Raw genomic sequence first — 24844 nt, 5'->3', positions numbered from 1 at the left:
CACAGCTCGCCGGACCGGCGACGCACTTCCTACGGCGCGTTCTACAGGCTGGCCCGCAACGTCAGGCCATACCGACGATCGTTGATCACGAAATCGCGGTAGCGCGACTCGGTGCCCAGATAGCTTTCGCGACGGGTATCGAGCAGATTCACGCCATCGAGCGAAATCGACCACACATCATTGATGTTGAAACGCAGCGAGGCATCCAGCTGGCCGAAGCCCTTGTTGTAGACCGGCAGGTTGCCGGTGCCGTTGCCCGCCGTGGTCACCAGCCAGTCGCTGCGCCAGTTGTAGGCCACACGGCCCTGGAAGCGCGCCGTTTCGTAGCTGAGGATCGCGTTGTAGCTGTTCTTGGACAGGCCCTCCAGCGGCACCGTCAGCGACTGGCCGTTGGTGTCGGTGGCGGTGGGGCTCGGCGCCTCGCTGTCGACGTAGGTGTAGTTGGTCTGCAGGCCGAAGCCGCTCAACCAGCCCGGCAGGAAGTCGAAGAACTGCGTGTAACCCAGTTCGGCGCCGCGGATCTTGCCCGAATCGCCATTGACCGGACGGGTGATCTGCCACACCTGGCCGTCGTACACCTCGTTGAAGACGGCGTTGGCGATGAAGCCTTCCACCTTCTTGTAGAACAGGGTGCCGTACATCATCGAGCCCTGGCCGAAGTACCACTCCAGCGCGGTGTCGAACTGGTCGGCCTTGACCGCTTCCAGACTCGGGTTACCCGCCGTGCCGGTGAAAGTGGAAGCGCCGTTCGAGGTACCGGTGCTCAGGCTCAGGTTCGGGTTGAGCTTGTCGAAGGTCGGACGCGAAATACCGCGCGAGGCGGCAAACCGCCATTGCAGCTGATCGCTCAGCATCCAACGCAGGTTCAAGCTGGGCAGCACGTCGGTGTAGGTCTGCTGCGCATCCACCGGAATCAGGCCACCACCTTCGGCATCGGTACCGGTGCGCACGCCCTGCGAGCCCACTTCGGTACGCACCACGCGCACGCCGATGTTGCCATCGAACGGAATGTCGCCATCCACGCCAAAGCGCAGCACGCCATACGCCGCGTAGGTCTTCTCGTTCTGCGTGTTGATGTTGTTGGGGGCAAATTCCAGCGGGCTGGCACCGAAGGCAGCCAGGGTCTGCTGATAGTTCGCCACTGCCGCATCGGATGCCGTCAGGGTCGGCCCGAAGGCATGACTCTGGCCGCGGAAGAAGTCGGTGATCGGATTGGTCATCACACCGATGCCGGGGTACTGCGAAAACGGTGCGCCGTCGCAGTTGTTGATGCACATGAAGCGATAGATGTTGCCCTTGGTCTCGGCATCACGGTCGGTGTAACGCACACCGGCCTTGAAGCTGCGCACGAAGTCGCTGTCGAAGGCCAGATCCATATCCGAACGCCAGGCAAATTCGGTGCCCTTGTTGTCGTCCTTGTTGTCCAGGTGATAGCGCCAGCCGTTGTAGTTGTTGACGTCGGCCAGGTAGCCTTCCGCACCGCTGGCATCGGTCACCGACAAGCGCGGCAGATCGCCCCGGAAATCGACGTTGAACTGCGGGCTGGTGACCTGACCGGTGGACAGGATGTAGCGCGTGCCGGTGGTGGTGGCATCGACATACTGGAAGTCGGTGCTCAGGGTCAGCTTTTCGTTGACCGTCCACTTGGCACCCAGCGAGTAATCGGTGGTCACCGAGTGGCGCTCGGTCAGGCTGGTATTGGATTCGGTCGGCACATTCTGGAACGAGCCGTTGACGAACTCGTTGCGGTTATTGACCTGGATGCCAGGCAAGCCCTGCATCGGGTTGGCGCCGGTCAGCGCGAAGAACGAATAATCGTGCCAGCTGAAGTCGTAGTCCGAACGCAGCACCTGCGTATAGACCTCCACTGCATCGTTCGGACGCCACTGCATCGCAAAGGCGCCGGTCTTGCGCTCGCGCTCGCCGACGGTGGTGTTGATGCCGGCGCCGTGCGGCACCGACACGCCCTGCCCTTCGTAGCCCGGCAGATCGGTCTGGGTGTACCACGGCTCGATCGAAATGGTGTCCTGGCGGAACGGGCTCTTCTGCTGCGAGTAGTTCACCAGGATGCCGATCTCGCCGATGCCGGTCTGCCAGCGATCGCTGAACAGGCCCGAGAACGCCGGCTTGCCGTCGTCGGCGAGGTCGTAATAGTTGTATTGCACGCTGCCGGCGATCTTGCGGCCGTCGTAGTCGAACGGCAGGCGCGTGCGCAGGTCCACGGTGCCGCCCAGGCCACCTTCGATCATGTCGGCAGACGGATTCTTGTAGACGTTGACGCCACCGAGCAATTCGGCAGACACGTCTTCGAAGCTCAGGCCCCGGCCGTCGTTGGCGGTAAAGATGTCGCGACCGTTGAGTTCGGTGCGTACCTGGGTCAGGCCGCGGATGGCGATCGCGCTGCCTTCGCCATAGTTGCGCGAAATCTGGATACCGGAGATGCGTTGCAGCGCTTCGGCCACATTGTTGTCGGGCAGCTTGCCGATGTCTTCGGCAACGATGGAATCGACGATCTGCTCTGCGTTCTGCTTGACCAACTGCGCCTTGGTCACGCTGCTGCGGGTACCGGTGACCTGCACGGTGTCCAGCTGTTGCGTGGTCGCAGCCGAGGCCGGCGTAGCGGTGGTGGTCGCATCCTGCGCATAGGCCTGCGCGCTCAGCAGCGTGGCCACGCTGATGGCCATCACGGAGCGGCGGAAATCACGGATCGAACGCTGACCCACAGTCCGGCCTGCCGGAATGTGGCGATGTTGCACTGACATGGTGCTCCCTCCCAGGACGCATGTACTTCTAGTTTTTAGCGGGCCGGTGCGCGAGCGCCCGACCCGTCGTTGGTGCTGGCTTGGCATCTGCCGACGGCAAGACCGTGGCTGCGTAGATGCGGTGTAAACCCGAGCGGGCTTACCTGGTAGCTGCGGCCGGAGCATAGGGCGCGGCCGTCATGCCAGACCAATGAAATATTCCTGGAAAGGTATTCGCTAAAACTATAACAACCCCAGAAAACCCGGCAACTCTGGCATCGCAGGGTGACGGCGCAAGATTGAACGTGGCGGGCTCAACTCTGAGAGCCCGCGCACGTCGCCTGCGTGATCGCCCGCACTTACCAGTTCATGCGCAGCACCAGCGAGTAGCGCCGGTCGTTGACGAACCAGCTGCGCGTATACAGATGGTTATCGACCTCGCCCCCCGTGTAGGACGTCGGCCCCATCAACACCTTGGTCACCGTGTTGGTCAGATTGTTGGCCTGCACGCCGAGCTGCACATGCGGGTTGAAGCGATAGAACGCCGAGGCGTCGAGCTGGCCGTAATCGTCCGACCAGGTCGGCAACTTGGTCGACACGTCGCTGGCGGTGAGCAGATAGCGCGAACGCCAGTTGTAGGCCAGGCGCAACGAAAGCGGCCCTTTTTCGTAGATGCCGGCCAGGTTGTAACTGCGTCGCGACAAGCCTTCCAGCGGCAGGCTCACACCGGTGACGGTGGTCTGGGTGTATGGGTCGGTGGCGGTGTTCGCGCCGCCGCTGCTGTCGACGAAGGTGAAGTTCGCATTGACGCCGAACCCGCTCAGCCAACCCGGCCAAGAATCGAAGAACTGCGTGTAGCCGTATTCGAAGCCGCGGATGCGCCCCTTGTCCATGTTGTACGGACGCGTCACCAGCCAGTCCTGCCCACCGTAATTTTCGGTGACGGTCTGGTTGGAGAAGTAATCCTTGACGCTCTTGTAGAACAACGTCAGGTACATCATGTCGCTGGTGTCGAAGTACCACTCCAGCGCGGTGTCGTACTGATTGGCCTTCATCGGCTGCAGATTCGGATTGCCGGCAGTACCGGTCCACCTGGAAACGGTGCCGTTGGACTCGGTGTTTGCCGCAAGCAGCAGGTACGGCTGCAACTGCGTGTAGTCCGGGCGCGCCATCGCTTTGGATGCGGCGATACGCCACTGCAGCGCGTCGGAGAACTTGAAGCGCATGTTGAAGCTCGGCAGCACGTTGGTGTAGCTGCCCTTGGCGTTGTTGGCGAAGTACTGCCCGGTGTACTGCTCGCGCAGCTCTTCCGAACCCGCGCTTCCCGACAGGTCGGGGAACTGGCCGTAGCCATTTGCCTCGGTCTTGGTCTGCACGATGCGCACGCCGATATTGCCGTCCACCGGCACGCCCAGCGCTTCGTCGTTGCCGAAGTACATCACCGCGTAGGCGGCCTGGGTGCGTTCGAACTGGCGGTTGATGTCCTGCAGCTGGTACTTGTCCGGCGCCCAGCCCGACCCGCGCAGCGCCACGATCTGCTCGATCATCTTCGAGGTACCAGCGTAGTCCTTGACTGCGGCGTTGCTCGGAAAATAGAGACTGTTGGGCACATCGATCTTGCCGCGGAACAGATTGGAATACGAATACAGCTGCGAGGTGCCGGTCATGTAGGTGGCCAGATCGGCCAGTCCGGTCCCATTGGCGGTGTCGGGAATCTGCGCCCAGTTATCGCTGATCACACCCCAGTTGTAGCCGGAGTTTTTGTTGATCTGGGTGCGGTCGGTGGCGCGGATGCCGGCACGGAAGGTGCGCAGCCAGGCACTGTCGTCGAATGCGTATTCCAGGTCGAAGCGCGTGGCCAGTTCGCGGCCGCGATTCTTCGCCAGATGGTCCATGGCCGCACTCCAGAAATAATTGGAGGGGTTGCTGGTGTAGGTGCTGTCGGCAATCCCGACCGATGGATATTTGCCGCTCAGATCGAAGGTCAGGCCCGGCAGGTAGATCGAATCGAACAGGGTGAAGTCCAGCGAATCGCTTTCCGAGCGCACCAGCTGCATGTCGCCGCGCACGGTGAGGTTGCCGGTGAGCTTGTGGGTAAAGCCGCCGGACAAATCCGAGGTGGTCGTGCTCTGCTGCGCGTAGCGGTTGTTGGTGTAGAAGCGCACGCCATCGTTGCCGGTGACGTTGCCGCGCCAGGAACTGGATGCCGGCGAGCCACTGACGAAACGGCCGTCGGCATCGTAGGTAAATTGCGTTCCGGGGGCCGGGCCAATCGCGTTGGTGTCGTCGTTGAAGAACGCCGCGCGCTCCTGCCAGTTCATGTCGTAACTGGAGCGCATGTACTGCACGTAGATCTCGGTGTCGTCGCTAGGCCGCCACTGGAACGCGCCGGCCACGCCATTGCGCTTGCGCTCGAAATCGAGCTGCCGCCAGTTGACGCCGCCAGGCACGTAGACCTTGTCGAAGCTGGTGCCTTCCAGCAGCGCCGCATCGGTGCGACGCACGAACGGCTCGACCTGGATGCCATCGCTGCGCGTGGCCAGTTCCGAATGCGCCACATCCACCATCAAGCCCATCTCGCCGAGGCCGGTGTTCCAGCGATCGCTGAAGAGAAACGAGCCCGATGGCTTGTAGGTCTTGCTGAAATCGCCGTAGTTCACGTCGGCGGTCGCACCGATCACCCGGCCCGGCTGGTCGAACGGCATGCGCGTGCGCAGGTTGACCGTCCCGCCCAGACCGCCTTCGATGATCTCGGCCGACGGGTTCTTGTAGACGTCCACGCCTGCCATCAGTTCGGCCGGCACATCCTCGAAGCTCAGACCGCGGCCGCTAGCGGCGCTGAAGCTGTCGCGGCCATTGAGCTCGCCGCGCACCTGGGTCATGCCGCGAATCATCACGCCGCTGCCTTCGGCAGAGAAGTGGTCCGGATCGTTACGCGCCATGAAGTGATCGATGGTCACGCCGCTCACCCGTTGCAGGGTTTCGGTGACGCTGCGGTCGGGCAACGCACCGATGTCCTCGGCACTGACCGAATCGACGATCTGTTCGGCATCGTGCTTGATCGACTGCGACTTGATCAGGCTGGCGCGCACGCCGCGCACTTCGACCGCATCCAGGTCGGTGGCCTTGCTCGCGGTGCTCGAGGAAGCATTCTGGGACGACTGCGCCTGCTGCGCATAGACCGGCGCAGCGAGCAAGAGCCCGATGCTGATGGCCATGGCGGAACGGCGCAACGAAGGCAAACGACGGGCGAACACGCCCGTACCTGCCGAGGCATGGCTGGAACACTGGTACATCTGAATCCCTCCCAGGACGCAAGACGATTGAAACGGGTTGTCGCCGCGCAGACGCGCGGCGTGATCACGCAAAAAACGGGCGATGTCGCCCGTCAATTCCCTCCAGCAGGCGGCTTGGCCGCCGATCGCGTGCCCGACGTTACGTGCGCTTCAGCATGCGATCTGGCTCACACGTATAGGCGCACCACGCAGCGCCAGCCAATGAAAATTTCACAGGCTGCTATTCCGCTGCGGAATAGCGAGGGACGCATTGGTCAGGCAAGGGAGTCCGGCACGCGTAGCGCGGGATACAGACGTCGGGCCGTGGTGCGCAACGCCTGCAAGATGCGCTCGGCACCGGGCGGCAGGATGTAGTCGCGTCGTCGGATGATGCCGAACGATTCCATCCGCACGCCCAGTTCGATCGGCAGCACGGTGAGCAATTTCGCCTGGATCAACGGCGCCACCGATTCCACCGGCAGGGCGGTCAGCATGTCGGTGCCGCGCAGCAGGGTCGAGGTGACCGGCAGGGATGAGGTTTCGATGGCATTGGTCGGCGTCTGCACGCCGTGCTCCATGAACATCGAATCCAGGCGCGCGCGCAACACGCTGTCGGCGGGCGGCAAGATCCAGCCATGCCGTACCAGATCGGCATGCTGCAGGCCGGCGCGGCTGGCCAGCGGGTGCCCGGCACGCGCGATCACCGAATGCGGCTCGTCGGCCAGCGGTTCGAATTCCAGTTCGCCCACCCCTTCCGGGCCGAGGATGCGCCCGATCACGATGTCCAGCTGCCCGTCCAGCAACTTGGCCACCAGCGGACGGCTGTAGTCCATTTCCACACGCACCAGGATGTCCGGAAACTCGCGCTTGACCTCGGCGATGGCCTGCGGCACCAGGTTGGTGCCCGGATTGACCACCGTGCCGATCGAAGCCTGGCCCATGCGCCCGGCGCGTAGCGCGGCGATTTCTTCCTGCGCCCGCCCAATCTCCGACATGGCCGCGCGCGCGCGCCGGATCAGCACATGGCCATACCAGGTGGGCTCAACGCCACGGGCATGCCGCTCGAATAATTTCACCCCCAGCATGTCTTCCATTTCCGCCAGCAGCTTGGACGCGGCCGGTTGCGTCATGCTAGCGGCCTCAGCCGCGCGCAACACCGAGCGCTGTTCGTGCAAATGCAGCAGCAGCAGGAGCTGGCGCGTCTTGAGCCGGGCTGCGTTGAACCAGGGAGTACCGGAATTTGCCATAGCGTGCGGTTGCGGCCGTGTATTCGTCGGAGGAATAGAATATGCCGAAAATTTCATTTGCAGCACATATCTCCCCGCGCGAGGCTATCGAACGCCGCAGCAGGAGCCCCTACCTCCCGGGCGCGGTCAGAACAGACGTGACCTGCCCGTCCGCGGGCGGCAACACGCAGCCCAATATGCGGAGGTGGAGAACGATGACGGCATCATGCCCGCCGATTGCAGGCCGTAGGACGGCGCACGCGTGTCCAGGCGGCGCTCCCTCAAGGTCGGAATCCATCGCCTTCGTCGTCACACGTTCTGCTCCCATGTTGCGCATCGGCCGCCATGCCACGACCCGCAGTCGCGCAGCCTCCCCCGACGTTGCCGGCCACCCGGTCGCCAACCGCCGCTTTCCGCTCTACCGCGAGTAACCGCATGACTTCAGATACCACCGCCAGCCCGTTCGTCCTGCCCCTGGTCGCCATCCTGCGCGGCATCACGCCGGAAGAGACGCTCGACCATGTCGGCGCACTGATCGACGCCGGCTTCGATGCGATCGAAATCCCGCTCAACTCGCCGCGCTGGGAGCAGAGCATCGCGCTGGCGCAACAGGCCTATGGCGAGCGCGCCTGGATCGGTGCCGGCACCGTGTTGCGCAATGACGATGTCGACACCCTGGTCGAGATCGGCGCGCGCTTTATCGTCACCCCGAATACGCGCCCCAGCCTGATCCGTCACGCGGTGTCGCGCGGCCTGACCGTGGTGGCTGGTTTCGCCACCGCCAGCGAGGCGTTCGACGCCATCGACGCCGGCGCAACCATTCTCAAGCTGTTCCCGGCCGCGACCTATGGCGCCGCGCATGTGCGCGCGCTGCGCTCGGTGCTGCCCACGCACATCCCGGTCTACGTGGTGGGCGGCGTCAGCCCGCAGACCCTGGCCGGCTTTATCGCCCAGGGCGCTGCCGGCGCCGGCATCGGTGGCGAACTGTACAAGCCCGGCCAATCGCTCCAGACAACCCAGACGCATGCACGCGCCTTCGTGCAGGCCTACCAGGAACTGCAAGGATGAAGATCACCCGCCTCACCACCTACCACGCCGCGCCGCGCTGGCTGTTCCTCAAGGTCGAGACCGACGAGGGCATCACCGGATGGGGAGAGCCGGTCATCGAAGGCCGCGCGCGTTCGGTGGAGGCCGCCGTGCACGAACTGGCCGGCTATGTCGTGGGCAAGGATCCGGCGCGCATCAACGACCTGTGGCAGACCCTCTACCGCGCCGGCTTTTATCGTGGCGGCGCCATCCTGATGAGCGCCATCGCCGGTATCGACCAGGCGTTGTGGGACATCAAGGGCAAGACGCTGGGCGTGCCGGTGTACGAGTTGCTGGGCGGGCTGGTGCGCGACCGCATGAAGACCTACCGCTGGGTGGGCGGCGACCGCCCCGGCGCCATCATCCAGCAGATCACCGACTATCGCGCGCTGGGCTTTGACACCTTCAAGTTCAACGGCACCGAAGAAATGAAGCTGATCGACAGCGCGCGCGCGGTCGATGCGGCGGTGGTCAAGGTGGCGGAAATTCGCGAAGCCTTCGGCAACAGCATCGACTTCGGCATCGACTTCCACGGCCGCGTCGGCGCGCCGATGGCCAAGGCCTTGCTGCGCGAGCTCGAACCGTTCAAGCCACTGTTCGTCGAGGAACCGGTGCTGGCCGAACAGGCCGAGTATTACCCACGCCTGGCCGCCAGCACTTCCATTCCGCTTGCCGCCGGCGAGCGCATGTTCTCGCGCTTCGAATTCAAGAACGTGCTGTGCGCCGGCGGCATCGGCATGGTGCAACCGGACCTGTCGCATGCCGGCGGCATCACCGAATGCGTCAAGATCGCCGCAATGGCCGAAGCCTACGATGTGGGCTTTGCCCCGCACTGCCCGCTCGGCCCGATCGCACTGGCCGCGTGCCTGCACGTGGACTTCGTTTCGCACAACGCCGTGCTGCAGGAACAGAGCATCGGCATCCACTACAACGAAGGCGCCGACCTGCTCGATTACGTCATCAACAAAGACGATTTTCACTGCGTGGATGGCAGCATTGCGGCCCTGCCCAAACCTGGGCTCGGTGTGGAGATCGACGAAGAGATGCTCAAGCGCGCAAACGAAAATCCGCCGGACTGGCGCAACCCGGTGTGGCGCCACAGTGATGGCAGCATCGCCGAATGGTAAGCACGCCCGAACACACCGCCGTGCTGGCGGTCGACAGTCGCTGCACGCATGGCGAAGGCGTGCTGTGGTGCGAGCAGCGCCAGGCGCTGTACTGGGTCGACATCAGCGAAAAACGCCTGTGGCGACACCACCCGGCCAGCGCGCAGTCGCGCTACTGGACGCTGCCCGACCGCCCCGGCTGCATCGGCCTGATGGACGACGGCCGCGTGCTAGTCGCGCTGGCCAAGGCGATCGGCATTGTCGATCCGGACACCGTCGAAGAAGACGCGCTGCCCTTCGAGAAACTGGCCGATGTGGAAGCGGACAACCCGCTCACGCGCAGCAACGATGGCCGCGTCGACCGGCATGGCAACCTGGTGTTCGGCACCATGGACGAGCACGACAGCAAGGCCGCACGCGGTGCGTTCTACCAATTTTCGCTGAAGCACGGCTTGCGCGCCCTGCCGCTGCCGGGCGTTTCGATCCCCAATTCGATCTGCTTCGGCCTCGACGGCCGCACCATGTATTACTGCGATTCGGTGCGCCCGCAGATCCTGTGCTGCGATTACGACCCGCAGACGGCGCAAACCACCAACACGCGTGTGTTCACCACCCTCGATCGCGATGACGCCGAGCCGGACGGCTCGATCATCGACAGCGAAGGCCACCTGTGGAACGCGCAATGGCGTGCGTCGCGCGTAGTGCGTTATCGCCCCGACGGCAGCGTGGAGCGCATCGTGCAGCTGCCGATCAAGCATCCCACCTGCAGCGCCTTCGGCGGCGCGGCACTGGACCGCCTGCATGTGATCAGCTCGCGCCTGGACCATAGCGCCGACGAACTCGCGCGCATGCCCGAAGCCGGCAGCCTGTTTGTCTGCGACCTCGCCATCGCGGGCCTGCCCGAAAGCCGGGTGGCGAGCGCATGATCGCCATCGATTGGGGCACCAGTAGCCTGCGTGGCTATCTGCTCGATGCCGACGGCAAGGTCGTTGCGCAACGCCGCGGTAGCGACGGCATCCTGGCCTGCCAGGGCCGCTTCGACGCAGTGCTGGCTGGCCTGGTCGACGGCTGGGACGGCCCACTGCTGCTCTCGGGCATGATCGGCAGCCGCAATGGCTGGGTCGAGCAACCTTACCTGCCCTGCCCGGCCGACACCGCCGCGCTCGCCCAGGCGATGCGCTGCTACGACGCCCTGTTGCCCGGCCGCGCACTGTGGTTCGTGCCCGGCGTCAGCACCGGCGAACAGGCCGGCGTGCCCGATGTGATGCGTGGCGAAGAAACCCAACTGGTCGGGCTGATCGCCGCGCTCGGCAACGGCGCGCATGTCGCCTGCCTGCCCGGCACGCACAGCAAATGGGCGCAGATCGCCAACGGCCAGCTGACGGGTTTTGCCACCGTCATGACCGGCGAGTTGTACGCCGTGCTGCGTCAGCACAGCATCCTGGGCAAGCTGATGGACGACGATCATGCCGCGCTGGACGCTGACGCATTCCTCCAAGGTGTCGACCGCAGCAACGACCCCGGCGGCCTCAGCCACCACCTGTTCGGCACCCGCACGCTCGGCCTGTTCGAATGCCTGTCCTCCGCGGCGCTGCCGTCCTACCTCTCGGGCGTGCTGATCGGCCACGAACTGCGCGCGCACCGCGGCGCCCACGCCATCGTGCATCTGGTCGGCAGCCCTGCGCTGGCGCAACGCTACGCATTGGCACTGCAGCACCTGGGCGTCGAAAGCCGGCTGCATCCGGAAGATCTGGCTGCAGCAGGGTTGTTCGCGCTGGCCAGGCAGCGCGGACTGGCCTGACAGCCCGGCACGAAAAACGCCGACAATTCCACACCCATCACGCGACTGCTTTAGAATTGGAAGGCTAAACGCCGGATTCCGCCATGCCTTTTGTTGTCACCGAAAACTGCATCAAGTGCAAATACACCGACTGCGTCGAGGTTTGTCCGGTGGATTGCTTCCACGTCGGCCCGAACTTCCTGGTCATCGACCCGGACGAGTGCATCGACTGCACCCTGTGCGAGCCGGAATGCCCGGCCAACGCGATCTACCCCGAAGACGACGTGCCGGCGGGCCAGGAAGCCTTCGTGGCACTCAACGCCGAACTCGCCAAGGCCTGGCCGGTGCTGACCGTGCGCCAGGAGCCGGCGCCGGATGCCGCCGAATGGGATGGCAAGCCCAACAAGTTGCCGCTGCTGCAGCGCTGAGCTGCACGACCGGGCGCGGCCCGGAGCTACACCGCTGCACGCACCTCACAGTGCACTCGGCACTAACGCAAAACGGGCGCCCAAGGCGCCCGTTTGCCATCCAGCAAACCGAACCGGCCTCAGCCGCCCAATTTGCTCTTCAGCGAGGAGATCACCGCCACCGGCGCAGCCGCCGTGGCCGGCATGCCGCGCGGGTCCACGGCCGACACATAGCTGCCCGCATCGACCTTGACCACGCGCACCAGGAAGCTGGAACCTTCGTAGCTCACATCGTAGGAACCGAGCATCTGGGCCTTGCTGGCAATGGTCAGGCCCGGGATATCGGCCAGCGCCGCGCCCACCTTGGCAAACACCTCGTCGCGCTCGCCCGGCACGGTGAAACCGCTGTTGGCGCTCGCCGACGGCGGCGTGTTGCTGTTCTGCTGCGTGGTGGAGGCCAGCGTCGGCACCTTCATCGCACCGGAGGTGTCGGGCAGGTTCAGGTCCGGCGGCACTTCCAGCGGACGGGCTTCCGGCGCCAGCGCATAGTCGCCGCGCGCGCCCTTGTGGAACCAGCTGCAACCGCTCGTGGCAGCGACAGTGGCGGTCGCCAGCAACGCGAGCGACAGCACGCGGACGGGGGAAACGGAATGACGCATCGATAGATCTCCTGGGTCAGGCCGCGAGCATTTCGCGGCTGGAAAGCGCTTCCAACGCAATGGCGTCGGCGGCAAGGCGGTCGGCAGCAGGCTGGTGCGCCGCAGAAAGAGGCAGCAGCGGCAAGCGTAGGCCGTGGCCGATCCCGGCGCGCTGCAGCAGCGCCTTGACCGGAATGGGATTGGATTCGATTCCGCAGAAGCTGTGGTATTCGCTCAACCGCGCGTCCCAGGCGGTGGCAGCATCGCGCTGTCCATCGCGGGCCAGATCGCACAGGCGCCGGTACGCCGCCGGCAAGGCATTGGAAGCGACCGAGATCAGCCCGGCAGCGCCGGACAACATCGCGTGCGCCGCGCTGCCATCGTCGCCGCTGAGCACCACAAAACTGTCGCTGCGTAGCGCCACCAGTGCAGCGATGCGCTCGGGCTCGCTACGTGCTTCCTTGATGCCGACGATGTTCGGATGACCCACCAGCTCGGCCACCGTCTCCGGCAGCAGGTCGCAGCCGGTACGGCCCGGCACGTTGTACAGCACCACCGGCAGGCCACCTTCGTTGGCCACCGCCAGAAAGTGCGCCTTCAACCCGGCCTGGGTCGGACGCACATACGGCGGCGTCACCACCAGCGCGTACTGCGCGCCCAGCGCCGCAGCACGACGTGTCTGCGCAATGGTCTTTGCCGTGCCGGACAAGCCGGTGCCGGCAAGCACCGGCACCCGGCCGGCGACCTGTGCCACAGCCGCGCGCAGCAGCGTGTCGTATTCGTCGTCGCTCAGTGCGGCCGCTTCACCGGTGGAGCCAGCAACCACGATTCCCTGCACGCCGCCGTGCAACTGCTGCTCCAGCAGCCGCCGCCAGGCATCCAGGTCGAGTGCGCCATCGGGACCGAAGGGGGTCGCCAGCGCGGTGATGATGCCGGAAAGGGACAAGATTCTGCTGCTCTTACGTGACAGGAAAAGGCCCGCGCGCACGCGGGTTGCGACCGCCTGCATGTTACTTGCGGCGCGAAACCACGGGCAAGTATGCTGGTCACCGCCAGGGCGCCTGCCCGGGCGGCCATTCAGCCTGATGCAATGCCGGAAGCCCCTTTGACCGACTCTACACCCCGGCCTTCGCCGACCGAAAATCACCTCCTGATCAACGCCTACACGACGCATCCGGAGTCCCCCCTGTTGCCCGTCACTCGCCGCATCGCCGACAGCGGCTGCAATCTCGTGGACGCCCGTCTGGCCACGGTGGGGCGCGACGTCTCGGTCACCGCACTGGCAACCGGCTCCTGGGATTCGGTCGCCAAGCTCGAAGCCATGCTGACCCGGCTCGAACGCGAAGAAGGATTGAAACTGGTGTGGTATCGCACCGGCCCCAAGCAGACCCAGTCCAACCTGCTGCCTTACATCGTCGAAGTGATCGCCGCCGACAAGCCGGGCATCCTGTTCCAGCTGGCCGATTTCTTCGACCGCCAGGGCATCACCATCGAAAACCTGCAGAGCACGCGCTACCGCGCCATGCAGACCGGCGCGGAGATGTTTTCGGCGCAGGTGACGATCGGCGTGCCGGCCAACATGCACATCGCCGCATTGCGCGATGATTTCCTGGAATTCTGTGATCACCTCAATCTCGACGCGATCATGGACCCGATGAAGTTCTGAGGCACCCATCAATGGCCATCGCGATCTCTGCGCTAAAACAGATGTTCGACCACATCCGCTCCGAGACCGATTGGAATCTCGACGGCCCGCTGCGCTGGGAATACTTCTTCGCCGATCCTGCGCAGGAGCCGCTGCAGAAGCTCGCCGAGCAACTGACCCAGGACGGCTATCGCGTCATCGACATTTTCCTCGGCGAACGCGACGAAGACGACGGCGATGACGAAGAGTCGTACTTCCTGCATGTGGACAAGAAAGAACATCACACCATCGAGTCGCTGAATCAGCGCAATGCGCAGTTCGACGCACTTGCCAAACGCTTCCATGTGGCTGCTTATGATGGGATGGACGTCGGCCCGGCCTGACCGCGCCGTCGCCCCTCCACTTTGGGCTGAGCAACGATGACCGACGCTGTGCTGGAATTACCCGCCGCAACCTTCGACCTGCCGCTGGCGCTGTCCGGCGGCACCCACACCACCCTGCGCGACCATGCCGGCACATGGCTGGTGCTGTACTTCTACCCGAAGGACAGCACGCCCGGCTGCACCACCGAAGGCCTGGACTTCAATGCCTTGCTGCCGCAGTTCAAAAAAGCGGGCGCGATGGTGTTGGGCGTTTCGCGCGATTCGGTGAAGTCGCACGACAACTTCTGCGCCAAGCAAGGCTTCGCCTTCCCGTTGATCAGCGACAGCGATGAAGCGCTGTGCCGCGCCTTCGACGTGATCAAGGAAAAGAACATGTACGGCAAACAGGTGCTCGGCATCGAGCGCAGCACCTTCTTGCTGTCGCCCGAGGGGCATGTCGTGCAGGAATGGCGCAAGGTCAAGGTCGCCGGCCATGCCGAGGCCGTGCTGGCCGCAGTAAAGGCGCACGCCAAACAGTGACACCCCTCGCTTCCCGCGTCCTCCATCACCCTGCAGCTGCAGGCGTGATGGCTCGCCCCTGCTCCATCACTTGGAAGACCCAATGACCCGAGGCAAGCGCATCTACGTGCTGGACACAAACGTGCTGATGCACGATCCCACCGCGCTGTTCAAGTTCGAGGAACACGATGTGTTCCTGCCGATGCAGGTGATCGAGGAGCTCGACAACGCCAAGAAGGGCACCTCCGAAGTCAGCCGCAATGCACGCCAGGTCAGCCGTTTCCTGGACGAATTGCTGGAAAACACCAACGCCGAGCAGATCCAGGCCGGCATCCTGCTCAGCCATCCGCAGGGCATCCAGCTCAAGGGCCAGGCCGCGATCGGACGGCTGTTTTTCCAGATCAAGCCGATCGACCCGGGCCGCACCTTCGGCGAAATGCTGCCGGACAACAAGATCCTGGCCTCGGTGCTGGCGCTGCGCGAAGAAAATCCGGATGTGCCGGTCATCCTGGTGTCCAAGGACATCAACCTGCGCATCAAGGCCTACATCAGCGGCCTGGTCGCCGAGGACTATCAAAACGACCGTGCGTTGGACGATTTCAGCCTGCTGTTCACCGGCGCCATCGAGCTGCCGGAAGATTTTTGGCAGAAGCACAACGAAGATCTGCGCAGCTGGAACGAACGCGGCCGCACCCATTACGAAATCGTGCTGGCCGAGGACGAAGACTGGTATCCGAACCAGTACCTGTACCTGCCCGGCGAAGATGACGTGGAGCTGCGCGTGGCCAAGGTTGGCGGCGGCAAGGCCACCTTGTGCCTGGTCGACGATTTCCGCAGCGGCCAGCATGCGGTCTGGGGCATCGTGGCACGCAACCGCGAGCAGAATTTCGCGCTCAATGCGCTGATGGACCCGGAGATCGACTTCGTCACCCTGCTCGGCACCGCCGGCACCGGCAAGACCTTGCTCGCACTGGCTGCAGGCCTGGCGCAGACCATGGACCAGCAGCGCTACCGGGAAATCATCATGACCCGTGCCACTGTCAGCGTGGGCGAAGACATCGGCTTCCTGCCGGGGACCGAAGAAGAAAAGATGACCCCGTGGATGGGCGCACTGACCGACAATCTGGAAGTGCTCACGCACAATCAGGAAGGCGGCTCGTGGGGCCGTGCGGCCACCAACGACCTGCTCGCCAGTCGCATCAAGATCCGCTCGATGAACTTCATGCGCGGTCGCACCTTCCTGTCGCGCTATCTGATCCTGGACGAGGCGCAAAACCTCACGCCCAAGCAGATGAAGACGCTGATCACCCGCGCCGGCCCCGGCACCAAGATCGTGTGCCTGGGCAACGTCGAACAGATCGACACCCCGTACCTCACCGAAACTACTTCGGGGCTGACCTACGCGGTGGATCGCTTCAAGGCATGGCCGCATAGCGCGCATATCACGCTGCGTCGCGGCGAGCGCTCGCGTCTGGCCGACTTCGCTTCGGAGGTGTTGTGATGCGCACCTATCGCGGCGCGTTGGCGCTCGCCGTGATCGCGCTGGCCGGCTGCGCCAGCACGCAGGGGCCAGCCAGCGTGCCGACCAATCTCAAGAACGGCCAGTCCTGGATCATCACCCGGCAGAGCGTGGCCGAACAGGTGTTGCAGACCTGCTCGCGCGACAGCCCGGCACGGCATCCAGGCCAGATCAGCGGCTATTGGGCGCCGAGCCATCAGCAGATCGAACAGCTCGAAGCGCGGCAGGATGCGTTGACGCCCACCATTGCCGAGCCACGCGAGTTCGACCGCCAATACGTGGGTGTGGTGATCCAGGGCCAACAGTTGATCTACGTCAACGCGTTCAAGCTTCCCAACGACCCGCCGGTGAAACCGGCGCGGGAAGCGATCCAGGTCTGCGACGGCGGCAGCATGTTCTGGGGTGCGCTGTACGACCCGCAAACCGGCGCGTTCTCGCAGATTGCGATCAACGGTAGCCCCTGACCCGCGATGGGAATCCTGCTACCGCGCTGGGTCTGGATTGGCGCGGTGGCATTGTCGACCGTGGCCGGCATGGTCAATGTGGTGGGCTACCTGGGATCCGAGCACCAGGTGGTCAGCCATCTCACCGGCACGACCAGCCTGCTCGGCGTTGCCCTGGCGCAAGACGCCGCCCCGGACATCGGCTTTCTTTGCGGCATCCTCATCGCCTTCTGCGCAGGCGCCATGCTCAGCGGACTGATCATCCAGGACGATGTCGTACGGCTTGGACAGCGCTACGGCGCCGCGTTGCTGCTCGAGGCGCTGCTGTTGCTGGGCGCGATTGCACTGTTCAAGTTGCATCATGTCGGCGGCGTCCTGTGCGCCGCTGGCGCCTGCGGCCTGCAAAATGCGATGGCGACCACCCTCAGCGGTGCAGCGGTCCGCACCACGCATTTGAGCGGCATGTTCACCGACCTGGGAATCGGCCTGGGGCACCTGCTGCGCGGGCGTCCGCTGCAGGTGCGGCGCCTCACGCTGAGCGCGCTGATCATCAGCGGTTTTCTCGGCGGCAGCATCCTCGGAACCTTGCTGTTCCAGCGCTGGCAGTACGACGCGCTCTACCTGCCCGCCAGCCTCACCGGATTGACCGGCGCCGGTTATGTCGCCTACCTGCAGTGGCGCCGCTGGCGCACAGGATGATGCGCACATCCTCCGGCCAGCAGTGCAGAATCGCCACATGACTACGCCCAGTACGCTGTCCGCATTGAGCATCGCCGGCTCCGACTCCGGGGGCGGCGCCGGCATCCAGGCCGACCTCAAGACCTTCGCCGCGCACCGCGTGCACGGCTTGTCGGCGATTACCGCATTGACCGCGCAACACACCCGCGCCGTCACCGCCGTGCATCTTCCACCGTTGTCGTTTTTGCAGGCGCAGGTGGACGCCTGCTTTGCCGATTTCGAGATCCAGGCGGTCAAACTCGGCATGCTGGCCAATGCCGACGTCATTCATTGCGTGGCCGACCTGCTTGAGCGATATCGCCCACCGTTCGTGGTGCTCGACCCGGTGATGGTATCCACCAGCGGCGCGCGCCTGCTCGAAGATGCGGCACTGGATGCGCTGCGCACGCGCTTGCTGCCGCTGGCCACCCTGGTCACCCCCAACACGCCCGAGGCCGAGTTGCTGACCGGCCGCCGCATCGACAGCGCCGACGCCGCCGAACATGCCACCGCCGCCTTGCTCGACCTGGGCGCCAACGCCGTGCTGCTCAAGGGCGGACATCTGCACGAAGGCGCACGCGTGCTCGACCGCTTCGATGACGGCGTGACCCAGGATGTGTTCATGCACCCGCGCCTGCAGGTCGATGCGCACGGCACCGGCTGCAGCTTATCGGCGGCGATTGCCGCACAGCTGTGCCAGGGCCTGTCGTTGCTCAATGCCTGCGAAGCGGCGATCGATTACGTTGCACGCGCCATCCGCATTGGCCAACGCCCCGGCCACAGCGATGTGCTGGTGCTCGACCACTTCGGCGCCGCGCCCGGCGCATGAGCGTGCAGACCGACACCCTGCTCGCCAGCGCTGCAGATGGGCATCGCTGGCAGGTCATCCGTTGCGCACCGCCGCACCCGACGACAACGCTGCTGTGGCTGCCGGCATTGGGCGTGGCAGCGCGGCATTACCAACCCTTCGCACAGGCGCTCGCGTCCACCGGCGTTGCGGTGTATCTGCACGAATGGCGCGGCAATGGCAGCAGCACGCTGCGCCCGTCGCGTGAGCACGATTGGGGCTATCGCACGCTGCTTGCAGACGACCTTCCCGCCAGCCACGCCCTGCTCGATATCCACGACCCGCAGCTGCCGCGCATGGTCGGTGGACACAGCCTCGGCGGTCAGCTCGCGTGCTGCTACGCCGCGCTGCATCCGGTGCAATTCGCCGAGCTCTGGCTGGTGGCCAGCGGCTCGCCGTACTGGCGCAATTTTCCCGTGCCGATGCGTTACGGCCTGCCCCTGGCGTTTCGGTTGTTGCCTTGGCTGGCGCGCAGGCAGGGCGTGCTGCACGGGCGCAAGCTCGGTTTTGGCGGTACCGAAGCACGCAGCCTGATTGCCGACTGGGCGCAGGTCGGCCGCAGCAATCGCTATCGCGCGGCAGGCGCGCCATGGGACCTGGAACGGGCACTGGGCCAACTGCGCGTGCCGATCCGCGCAGTGACCCTTGCGCGCGACACGTTGGGTCCGGCAGGTGCGCTGCGCGCATTACTGGACAAGATGCCGCAGGCACACCCACGCCATGTGCGATTGGACGATGGGCAACTCGGCGCACGCAGCGATCATTTCGCGTGGATGAAAACGCCTGCGGCCGTGGTCGCTGCACTGCGTGACGCGCCTGACCATGACCTCGACGGCGCTGGAATTTCACAAAGGGATTGACGGCCCCGTCGGTCATCCGCATAATTCCGCTCCTGACGAGGCGCCCGTAGCTCAGTTGGATAGAGTACCTGGCTACGAACCAGGCGGTCGGGAGTTCGAATCTCTCCGGGCGCACCATCCTCAGAACAAGAAGAATAAGAAGACAGCACGCACGCGCTGATTTTCAGTTAAAAAGATCCGATCGCCCTGCGTCAGATCTGCAAGTCAAAACAAGATATGCGCCCGTAGCTCAGTTGGATAGAGTACCTGGCTACGAACCAGGCGGTCGGGAGTTCGAATCTCTCCGGGCGCACCAATCTTGAAGAAAACGACCAGCTTGCTGGTCTTTTTTTTGCCCGTCGTTTTTGCCGAAGCAGACGATGGCGCGCATTGCGTTGCATTGAGTGTGCTGTTCCATCGCGCGATGCCGATCTCTGAGCAACGCGCTCGCCGACCTCACCACAGACACCGCCTCCAGGGCAATCAGGCCGTGGCAGTAGCCGCGTTCGCGTCGGCAACCACCGTCACCGGCACCGGCACCAGCGATGTCACCGGATGCCCGGCATCGCGCCATGCATCCAGACCGCCCAACAGTGGCCGCACATCGCGGTACCCGCGCTCGCGCATCCGCGCGGCCAGCCATGCTGCAGACACCTCGTCCGGACACGCGCAGTAGATCACCACGCTACGATCGCGCGGCACGCTGGCAAGGATCTGCGCCACCTGACGCTCATCAGCGAACACGGCGCCAGGAATCGTGTATGGCTGCAACTGGCGATAGCCCGGGGCGCGAATATCCAGCACGGTCGGTCGCAGGCTTTCTTCGCCATCCAATAACGGCACCAGCTCCTCTACCGCGATGCGCGCATGCTCCAGCGATCGCAACAGGCTCTGCCGTCGCCACCAGCGCCAACCGACATAGCCGGCCAGCAAGGCCGCCAAGACCACGATCGCGCCCGAGCCGAGTTCGGACAGCAAGGCGAGCACGTCCTGCACCTGACGCGCGAACACAGCACCCACGCCCAGGCCGACCAACGCCCACAACGATGCACCGAAGGCGTCGTATCGCAGGAACGCCGCAGGACGTACCCGCATTGCTCCGGCCATCGGCACCGAGACCATCGACAAGCCCGGCACGAACTTGGCGACCGCCAGCACGCGCACGCCCCAGCGCGAAAAAAAGCGCTCGGTCTGCTTCATGCAGCTGTCGCGCGACAGCGACAGCCGACACAGCGACTGCAAGGTGCGGTTACCGAAGCGGCGACCGGCCAGATACCAGACCAGATCGCCCAAGAGACTTGCCGCGACAGACACCGCCAACGCCGCAAGCCCGGCCAGCCAGGCATCGCCGCCCCCTTGCAACGCATAGCTGGCACCGACCAGCACCAGGGTCGGCAGCGCTGGCACCGGCAGCCCCAGCGACAACGCCAGCACGTTGGCGAACACCAGCGCCAATCCGTACTGTTCGATCAAGCCTTGCATGCGAGGACCCTGCGCGACGGCGGGCCACCATTATCCGCCCTCCCTCACGGCGGCGACTGCCCGGCAGCGACGGAACGATACGTTGCGGCCAAGGCGTGCAACCAGCGCTCGAACAGGCCTTCGCTACACAAGGCGCGTCGCCACCAGCTCAATGCCTCCCCCTCTTCGCCCGGCCGCCATGCCAGATAAAAGGTTTCGTCGGGCTTGCGGGTTTCCACCTGCACCTCCCGCAGCCGGCCCTCCTGCAGCGCCCCGCGCGCATACGGTTCGGGCAGAAAGCCGTAGCCGGCGCCGGCCAGTTGCAGCAGCAGCTTGGTCTGCATGTCGGGCACGGTGAGCACATCGCGCCCGGAGAGCAGCCCGACCGTGCGCGGCAGCAGGCGCCGCGCCGAGTCCGCCACGGCAATCGCACGGTGTTCGGCCAGCTCCGCCGCGCCCAGCAGGCCGGCATCCGCCAGCGGAGACGTGGATGCCACGGCAAACACGAACCGCAACGTGCCGATCGGCTCGGCCACATAGCCGCCGCCACTGGGCCCCTCGCCCGCCGCCACGATCAGGTCCACGCGCCTGTCCAGCAGCGCCTCCCAACTGCCCGACAACGACTCGCTCAGCACGCGCAGCCGCGTGCTGTCGGCCACGGTGTAGAAGTCCAGGATCTGCGGCTGCAGCAAGGCCGCAGGCAGCACCGCATCCAGCCCGATCGCAAAATCCGACTCCCAGCCGGAGGCCACGCGCCGCACCCGCACCTCCAGCTCTTGCGCGGCACGCAGCAAGTGGCGCCCCTCGCGCAACAGCTCGCGGCCCGCCTGCGTCGGCGTGGCCTTGGGTCCCACCCGCTCGAACAGCTGCACGCCCAGATCCTCTTCCAGTCTGGACACCGTGTAGGAAATCGTCGAAGGCACCTTGAACAGCACCTTGGCTGCGGCCGCGAACGAGCCACGCCGGTCGATGGCATCCAGGATCTGCAGTGCTTCCAGGCTGATTTTCATTGTTCGAAATTTTCGATGATAGCGGCCAAATCTACTCGCTTTTTGTGCCGGACGCAGAGGTGGAGACTACGCATCAAGCCGCTGGACACCGATCGCCCAGCGCCAAGTTCAAACCTTCCAGGAGAAGCAGCATGTTGAATGTCCGCAAGAGCGAAACCCGTGGCCGCGCCGAACATGGCTGGCTGTCCTCACGCCACACCTTCTCCTTTGCCAGCTATCACGATCCGCGCCATATGGGCATTGGCCCGCTGCGGGTGATCAACGAGGACAAGGTGCAGCCGGGCGAAGGCTTCGGCACCCACGCACACCGCGACATGGAGATCATTTCCTATGTCCTGGGCGGCGCGCTGGAACACAAGGACAGCATGGGCACCGGCTCGGTCCTGCATTATGGCGACGTGCAGCGGATGAGCGCCGGCAGCGGCGTGACGCACAGCGAGTTCAATCACTCAGCCAGCGAGCCCGTGCACTTCCTGCAGATCTGGGTAATGCCCGAGCGTGCCGGCATCGAGCCAAGCTACGAAGAAAAGCACTTCGATGCCGAGAGCAAGCGTAACCAGTTGCGCTTGATCGCCTCGCCAGGCGGTGACCATGGCTCCCTGCGCCTGCACCAGGACGCACGCCTGTATGCCTCGATCCTGGATGGCCAGGCGCGTTTGCAGCAGCCGCTGGCCGAAGGCCGCATCGGCTACGTGCAGGTGGCCCGCGGCAGCCTGAGCGTCAATGGGCAAGCGCTATCGGCTGGCGACGCGGTGCAGATCGTCGGCGAGCCGGAAATCGTACTGGCCGACGCACGCGATGCCGAGGTCCTGGTGTTCGACCTGCCCAAGTAAGCAAGGCTGGATGGATGGCGTACCTGCGCAGGATTGGTGTGCGATGCGCTGGCCAGTGCCGAAACAAACAAAGCCCGCTCACGCGGGCTTTGTCTTGTGCGCAGCTTCTTGGGAGCTGACCAACCCTGACGCGGCAGCTGATGGCACGTGGCTTACGCCCTATGCCTTGATGCCCAAGATCCGCGAGACGGACATGCGATTTGCGACTGCCGGTTGCGCGCTGCGATCGATGCGTTGCAAATCGCCGCTCGCATCTTTACTGCGGCCGATAGGTCGTCGCAGCGGCGCTGATGGCAGCGACTGCCTCAGCACCGCAGGTTCGGGCACTTGCGCCCAGATCCACTACTAAAGGAAGTTGCAATATGTGAGGGCACATCACGACGTCGCTTGCGAAACGCAGTGAACCATCATCACGCCACTTTCGCTGTCGCGCGCCGCGCAGCCTGCGCATCGACCTGCACTGGCGCGCGATCCGCCCCGCCATCCGCATCGCCATTGACCAAGGCGAACAGCGCATCCGCATCGCCTTCCAGCACGCGCGCCGAACGCGCCAGGTCGCCCACCATCTGCGCCTGGTCGCGCGCCTGCACGCCGATCGACTGCAACGCGGTATTGGCGCTGGAAATGTCCAGCGCCTGATCATGGCTGGCGGCGGCGATCTGCTCCACGGTCGCAGTGACGCGCAGGACCGACGTCACCATGTCCTGCATCACCACACCGGCCTGCTCGGCCAGGCGCGAGCCATCGCCGACCTGATCGGTCGCGTTGTCGATCAGGGACCGGATCTCCCTGGCCGACACGCTGCAGCGCTGCGCAAGGCTACGCACTTCGGTCGCCACCACCGCAAAACCGCGCCCCTGTTCGCCCGCACGCGCCGCCTCGACCGCAGCGTTCAGGGCCAGGATGTTGGTCTGAAACGCGATGCCGTCGATCACCTCGATGATCTGACCGATGCGGTCGGTCGCCGAGCGGATGCCGGCGGTGGTCTTGACCACATCGGCAATGACCTCGGCACCGCGCCGCGCCACCGTGGCCGAGTCTTCGGCCATGCGCCGCGCCGAACGGGCATTCTCGGAATTGGCCCGCACCGTTGCGGCCAGCTGATCGATCGTGCTCGAGGTCTGTGCCACCGCAGCAGACTGCGTAGACACGCGACTGACCAGCTCCTGGTTGCTCACGGAAATATGGTGCGCCTCGCGCTGCACGTTCTGCGCAATGCTCATGGTCTGCAGCATCAAATCGCGCATCCGTTCGGCCGAACGCACCTGGTCAGTGACGTCGGTTGCGTATTTGACCACCTTGTAGGGTCGCCCGGAGACGTCAAGGATCGGGTTGTAGGAAGCCTGGATCCATACCGTGCTGCCATCCTTGCGCAGTCGGCGATAACGTCCCGCATCGAACTGGCCGCTCGCCAGTTTTGCCCAGAACTGCCGGTACTCCTCGGACGCGCAGTAGGCCGCATCGACGAACACGCTGTGGTGTTGGCCGATCGCCTCGGCCGCCGGATACCCCATGATGGTCAGGAAGTTTTCGTTCGCACCGAGCACGTTCCCTTGCAGGTCGAACTCGATCACCCCCATGACCTTGTCGATCGCCCGGATACGCCCGTCCGCATCGGCCGAATCGATCACCTGACGAGTCACGTCGGTGGCGTACTTGACCACCTTGTACGGTCGCCCGTGCTCATCGAGCACCGGGTTGTAGGACGCCTGGATCCACACCTCCCTGCCGTCCTTGCCGATGCGCCGATAGCGGCCCGCATCGAAGGCACCGCGCCCGAGCGAATCCCAGAACGCGCGATACGCAGCCGACTGGCGCGTGCCGGCATCGACAAACATGCCATGGTGCTTGCCGCGAATCTCCTCGAGCCGGTAGCCCATCACGTGCAGGAAATTCTGGTTGGCCGCGAGCACGGTGCCGTCCAGCGAAAACTCGATGACCGCCATCACCTTGTCGATGGCGTCGATGCGCCCCTCGAAGTCGGCTGTCTGGCGTACCTGCGCAGTGATGTCGGTGGCGTACTTCACCACGCGATATGCCTTGCCGGATCGATCCAGCAACGGGTTGTAGGAGGCATTGATCCACACCTCGTGCCCGCGCTTGTCCAGCCGGCAGAAGCGCCCGGCATTGAAGTCGCCGCGCCGCAGCCCTTCCCAGAAGTGCCGATAGCTTTCGCTGTCGCGATCTGCGGCCGTCACGAACATGCGGTGATGCTGGCCGACCACCTCGTCCAGCCGATACCCCATCAGGGCCAGGAAGTTCGAGTTTGCATCCAGAATGCGACCGTCCAGATCGAACTCGATCACCGCCATCACCCGGTCCACCGCTGCGACCTTGTGTTGCAGCCCGCGCCCCCAGAAGGAGAACACACGTCCAAGCAGGTGCGATAG

22 protein-coding genes and 2 tRNA genes are annotated in these 24844 nt (G+C 64.6%); 16 read left to right on the top strand and 8 right to left on the bottom strand.

Annotation, left to right across the window (positions count from 1 at the left end; translation table 11 throughout):
• Positions 1–41: 41 nt before the first annotated feature.
• The 3 genes from AC1POX_RS09795 to AC1POX_RS09785 all read right to left on the bottom strand — a co-directional run bounded on the left by AC1POX_RS09795 (position 42) and on the right by AC1POX_RS09785 (position 7263).
• The gene (locus tag AC1POX_RS09795) at positions 42–2762 is read right to left on the bottom strand and encodes a TonB-dependent receptor (protein WP_218539630.1); all 2721 of its coding nucleotides are present in this window, start codon (positions 2760–2762) and stop codon (positions 42–44) included.
• A gap of 338 nt (positions 2763–3100) precedes the next feature.
• Positions 3101–6037, bottom strand: coding sequence for a TonB-dependent receptor (locus AC1POX_RS09790; RefSeq protein WP_014089998.1), 2937 nt, complete (start codon positions 6035–6037; stop codon positions 3101–3103).
• A gap of 254 nt (positions 6038–6291) precedes the next feature.
• Entirely contained in the window at positions 6292–7263 is a 972-nt protein-coding gene (locus AC1POX_RS09785; RefSeq protein ID WP_007966740.1) for a LysR family transcriptional regulator, read from the bottom strand.
• A gap of 414 nt (positions 7264–7677) precedes the next feature.
• On the opposite strand from AC1POX_RS09785, the gene AC1POX_RS09780 reads away from it, so the two are divergent.
• The 5 genes from AC1POX_RS09780 (at position 7678) to fdxA (ending at position 11642) form a co-directional block, all read left to right on the top strand.
• The gene (locus tag AC1POX_RS09780) at positions 7678–8310 is read left to right on the top strand and encodes a 2-dehydro-3-deoxy-6-phosphogalactonate aldolase (RefSeq protein ID WP_008574445.1); all 633 of its coding nucleotides are present in this window, start codon (positions 7678–7680) and stop codon (positions 8308–8310) included.
• Positions 8307–9455, top strand: coding sequence for a galactonate dehydratase (dgoD, locus tag AC1POX_RS09775; RefSeq protein ID WP_008574447.1), 1149 nt, complete (start codon positions 8307–8309; stop codon positions 9453–9455). The genes AC1POX_RS09780 and dgoD overlap by 4 nt, the downstream gene beginning before the upstream one ends.
• Entirely contained in the window at positions 9449–10360 is a 912-nt protein-coding gene (locus AC1POX_RS09770) for an SMP-30/gluconolactonase/LRE family protein (protein WP_046932056.1), read from the top strand. Before dgoD ends, AC1POX_RS09770 begins: the two co-directional genes overlap by 7 nt.
• Complete coding sequence (locus AC1POX_RS09765) at positions 10357–11235, top strand: 2-dehydro-3-deoxygalactonokinase (RefSeq protein ID WP_372357044.1); 879 nt, start codon at positions 10357–10359, stop codon at positions 11233–11235. The genes AC1POX_RS09770 and AC1POX_RS09765 overlap by 4 nt, the downstream gene beginning before the upstream one ends.
• An 83-nt stretch (positions 11236–11318) precedes the next feature.
• Positions 11319–11642, top strand: coding sequence for a ferredoxin FdxA (gene fdxA / locus AC1POX_RS09760; RefSeq protein WP_003481917.1), 324 nt, complete (start codon positions 11319–11321; stop codon positions 11640–11642).
• Between the two features lie 119 nt (positions 11643–11761).
• On the opposite strand, the gene AC1POX_RS09755 is transcribed toward fdxA, so the two are convergent.
• Both AC1POX_RS09755 and dapA read right to left on the bottom strand, forming a co-directional pair.
• Positions 11762–12280: a hypothetical protein gene (locus tag AC1POX_RS09755; protein WP_008574742.1), complete on the bottom strand. Its 519-nt coding sequence runs from the start codon at positions 12278–12280 to the stop codon at positions 11762–11764.
• 16 nt (positions 12281–12296) lie between these two features.
• Positions 12297–13205 carry a 4-hydroxy-tetrahydrodipicolinate synthase gene (gene dapA / locus AC1POX_RS09750; RefSeq protein WP_011347123.1) on the bottom strand — a complete coding sequence of 303 codons (909 nt, stop codon included), beginning with the start codon at positions 13203–13205 and terminating at the stop codon, positions 12297–12299.
• Positions 13206–13298: 93 nt separating this feature from the next.
• Between dapA and AC1POX_RS09745 the strand changes: the two genes are divergently transcribed.
• The 10 genes from AC1POX_RS09745 (at position 13299) to AC1POX_RS09700 (ending at position 19466) form a co-directional block, all read left to right on the top strand.
• Positions 13299–13925: a glycine cleavage system transcriptional repressor gene (locus tag AC1POX_RS09745; protein ID WP_002813792.1), complete on the top strand. Its 627-nt coding sequence runs from the start codon at positions 13299–13301 to the stop codon at positions 13923–13925.
• 11 nt (positions 13926–13936) lie between these two features.
• On the top strand, positions 13937–14287 hold the full coding sequence (locus tag AC1POX_RS09740; RefSeq protein WP_003481909.1) for a ribonuclease E inhibitor RraB: 351 nt from the start codon (positions 13937–13939) through the stop codon (positions 14285–14287).
• 36 nt (positions 14288–14323) lie between these two features.
• Positions 14324–14806: a peroxiredoxin gene (locus AC1POX_RS09735; protein WP_008574748.1), complete on the top strand. Its 483-nt coding sequence runs from the start codon at positions 14324–14326 to the stop codon at positions 14804–14806.
• Between the two features lie 82 nt (positions 14807–14888).
• Complete coding sequence (locus AC1POX_RS09730; RefSeq protein WP_029819225.1) at positions 14889–16286, top strand: PhoH family protein; 1398 nt, start codon at positions 14889–14891, stop codon at positions 16284–16286.
• The gene (locus AC1POX_RS09725) at positions 16286–16768 is read left to right on the top strand and encodes a hypothetical protein (RefSeq protein ID WP_014089992.1); all 483 of its coding nucleotides are present in this window, start codon (positions 16286–16288) and stop codon (positions 16766–16768) included. The genes AC1POX_RS09730 and AC1POX_RS09725 overlap by 1 nt, the downstream gene beginning before the upstream one ends.
• A 6-nt stretch (positions 16769–16774) precedes the next feature.
• Positions 16775–17446 carry a YoaK family protein gene (locus tag AC1POX_RS09720; RefSeq protein WP_014089991.1) on the top strand — a complete coding sequence of 224 codons (672 nt, stop codon included), beginning with the start codon at positions 16775–16777 and terminating at the stop codon, positions 17444–17446.
• Positions 17447–17483: 37 nt separating this feature from the next.
• The gene (thiD, locus tag AC1POX_RS09715) at positions 17484–18293 is read left to right on the top strand and encodes a bifunctional hydroxymethylpyrimidine kinase/phosphomethylpyrimidine kinase (protein ID WP_014089990.1); all 810 of its coding nucleotides are present in this window, start codon (positions 17484–17486) and stop codon (positions 18291–18293) included.
• Positions 18290–19171 carry an alpha/beta hydrolase family protein gene (locus tag AC1POX_RS09710; protein ID WP_008578185.1) on the top strand — a complete coding sequence of 294 codons (882 nt, stop codon included), beginning with the start codon at positions 18290–18292 and terminating at the stop codon, positions 19169–19171. The genes thiD and AC1POX_RS09710 overlap by 4 nt, the downstream gene beginning before the upstream one ends.
• A gap of 40 nt (positions 19172–19211) precedes the next feature.
• Positions 19212–19288: transfer RNA gene (locus AC1POX_RS09705), tRNA-Arg, on the top strand.
• Positions 19289–19389: 101 nt separating this feature from the next.
• Positions 19390–19466 (top strand) — tRNA-Arg (locus AC1POX_RS09700).
• Positions 19467–19633: 167 nt separating this feature from the next.
• Here AC1POX_RS09700 and AC1POX_RS09695 read toward each other — a convergent pair.
• On the bottom strand, positions 19634–20632 hold the full coding sequence (locus tag AC1POX_RS09695; RefSeq protein WP_372357043.1) for a DedA family protein/thiosulfate sulfurtransferase GlpE: 999 nt from the start codon (positions 20630–20632) through the stop codon (positions 19634–19636).
• 44 nt (positions 20633–20676) lie between these two features.
• Complete coding sequence (locus AC1POX_RS09690; protein WP_122273025.1) at positions 20677–21621, bottom strand: LysR family transcriptional regulator; 945 nt, start codon at positions 21619–21621, stop codon at positions 20677–20679.
• 131 nt (positions 21622–21752) lie between these two features.
• On the opposite strand from AC1POX_RS09690, the gene AC1POX_RS09685 reads away from it, so the two are divergent.
• Entirely contained in the window at positions 21753–22454 is a 702-nt protein-coding gene (locus tag AC1POX_RS09685) for a pirin family protein (RefSeq protein ID WP_011347116.1), read from the top strand.
• Positions 22455–22864: 410 nt separating this feature from the next.
• Here AC1POX_RS09685 and AC1POX_RS09680 read toward each other — a convergent pair whose 3' ends face one another.
• On the bottom strand, positions 22865–24823 hold the full coding sequence (locus tag AC1POX_RS09680) for a methyl-accepting chemotaxis protein (RefSeq protein WP_372357154.1): 1959 nt from the start codon (positions 24821–24823) through the stop codon (positions 22865–22867).
• Positions 24824–24844: the final 21 nt, after the last annotated feature.

The sequence above is a fragment of the Xanthomonas sp. NCPPB 3442 genome (assembly GCF_056725145.1).
The sequence above is the reverse complement of the archived record's forward strand: the minus strand, read 5'-3'. Positions and strand labels throughout refer to the sequence as shown.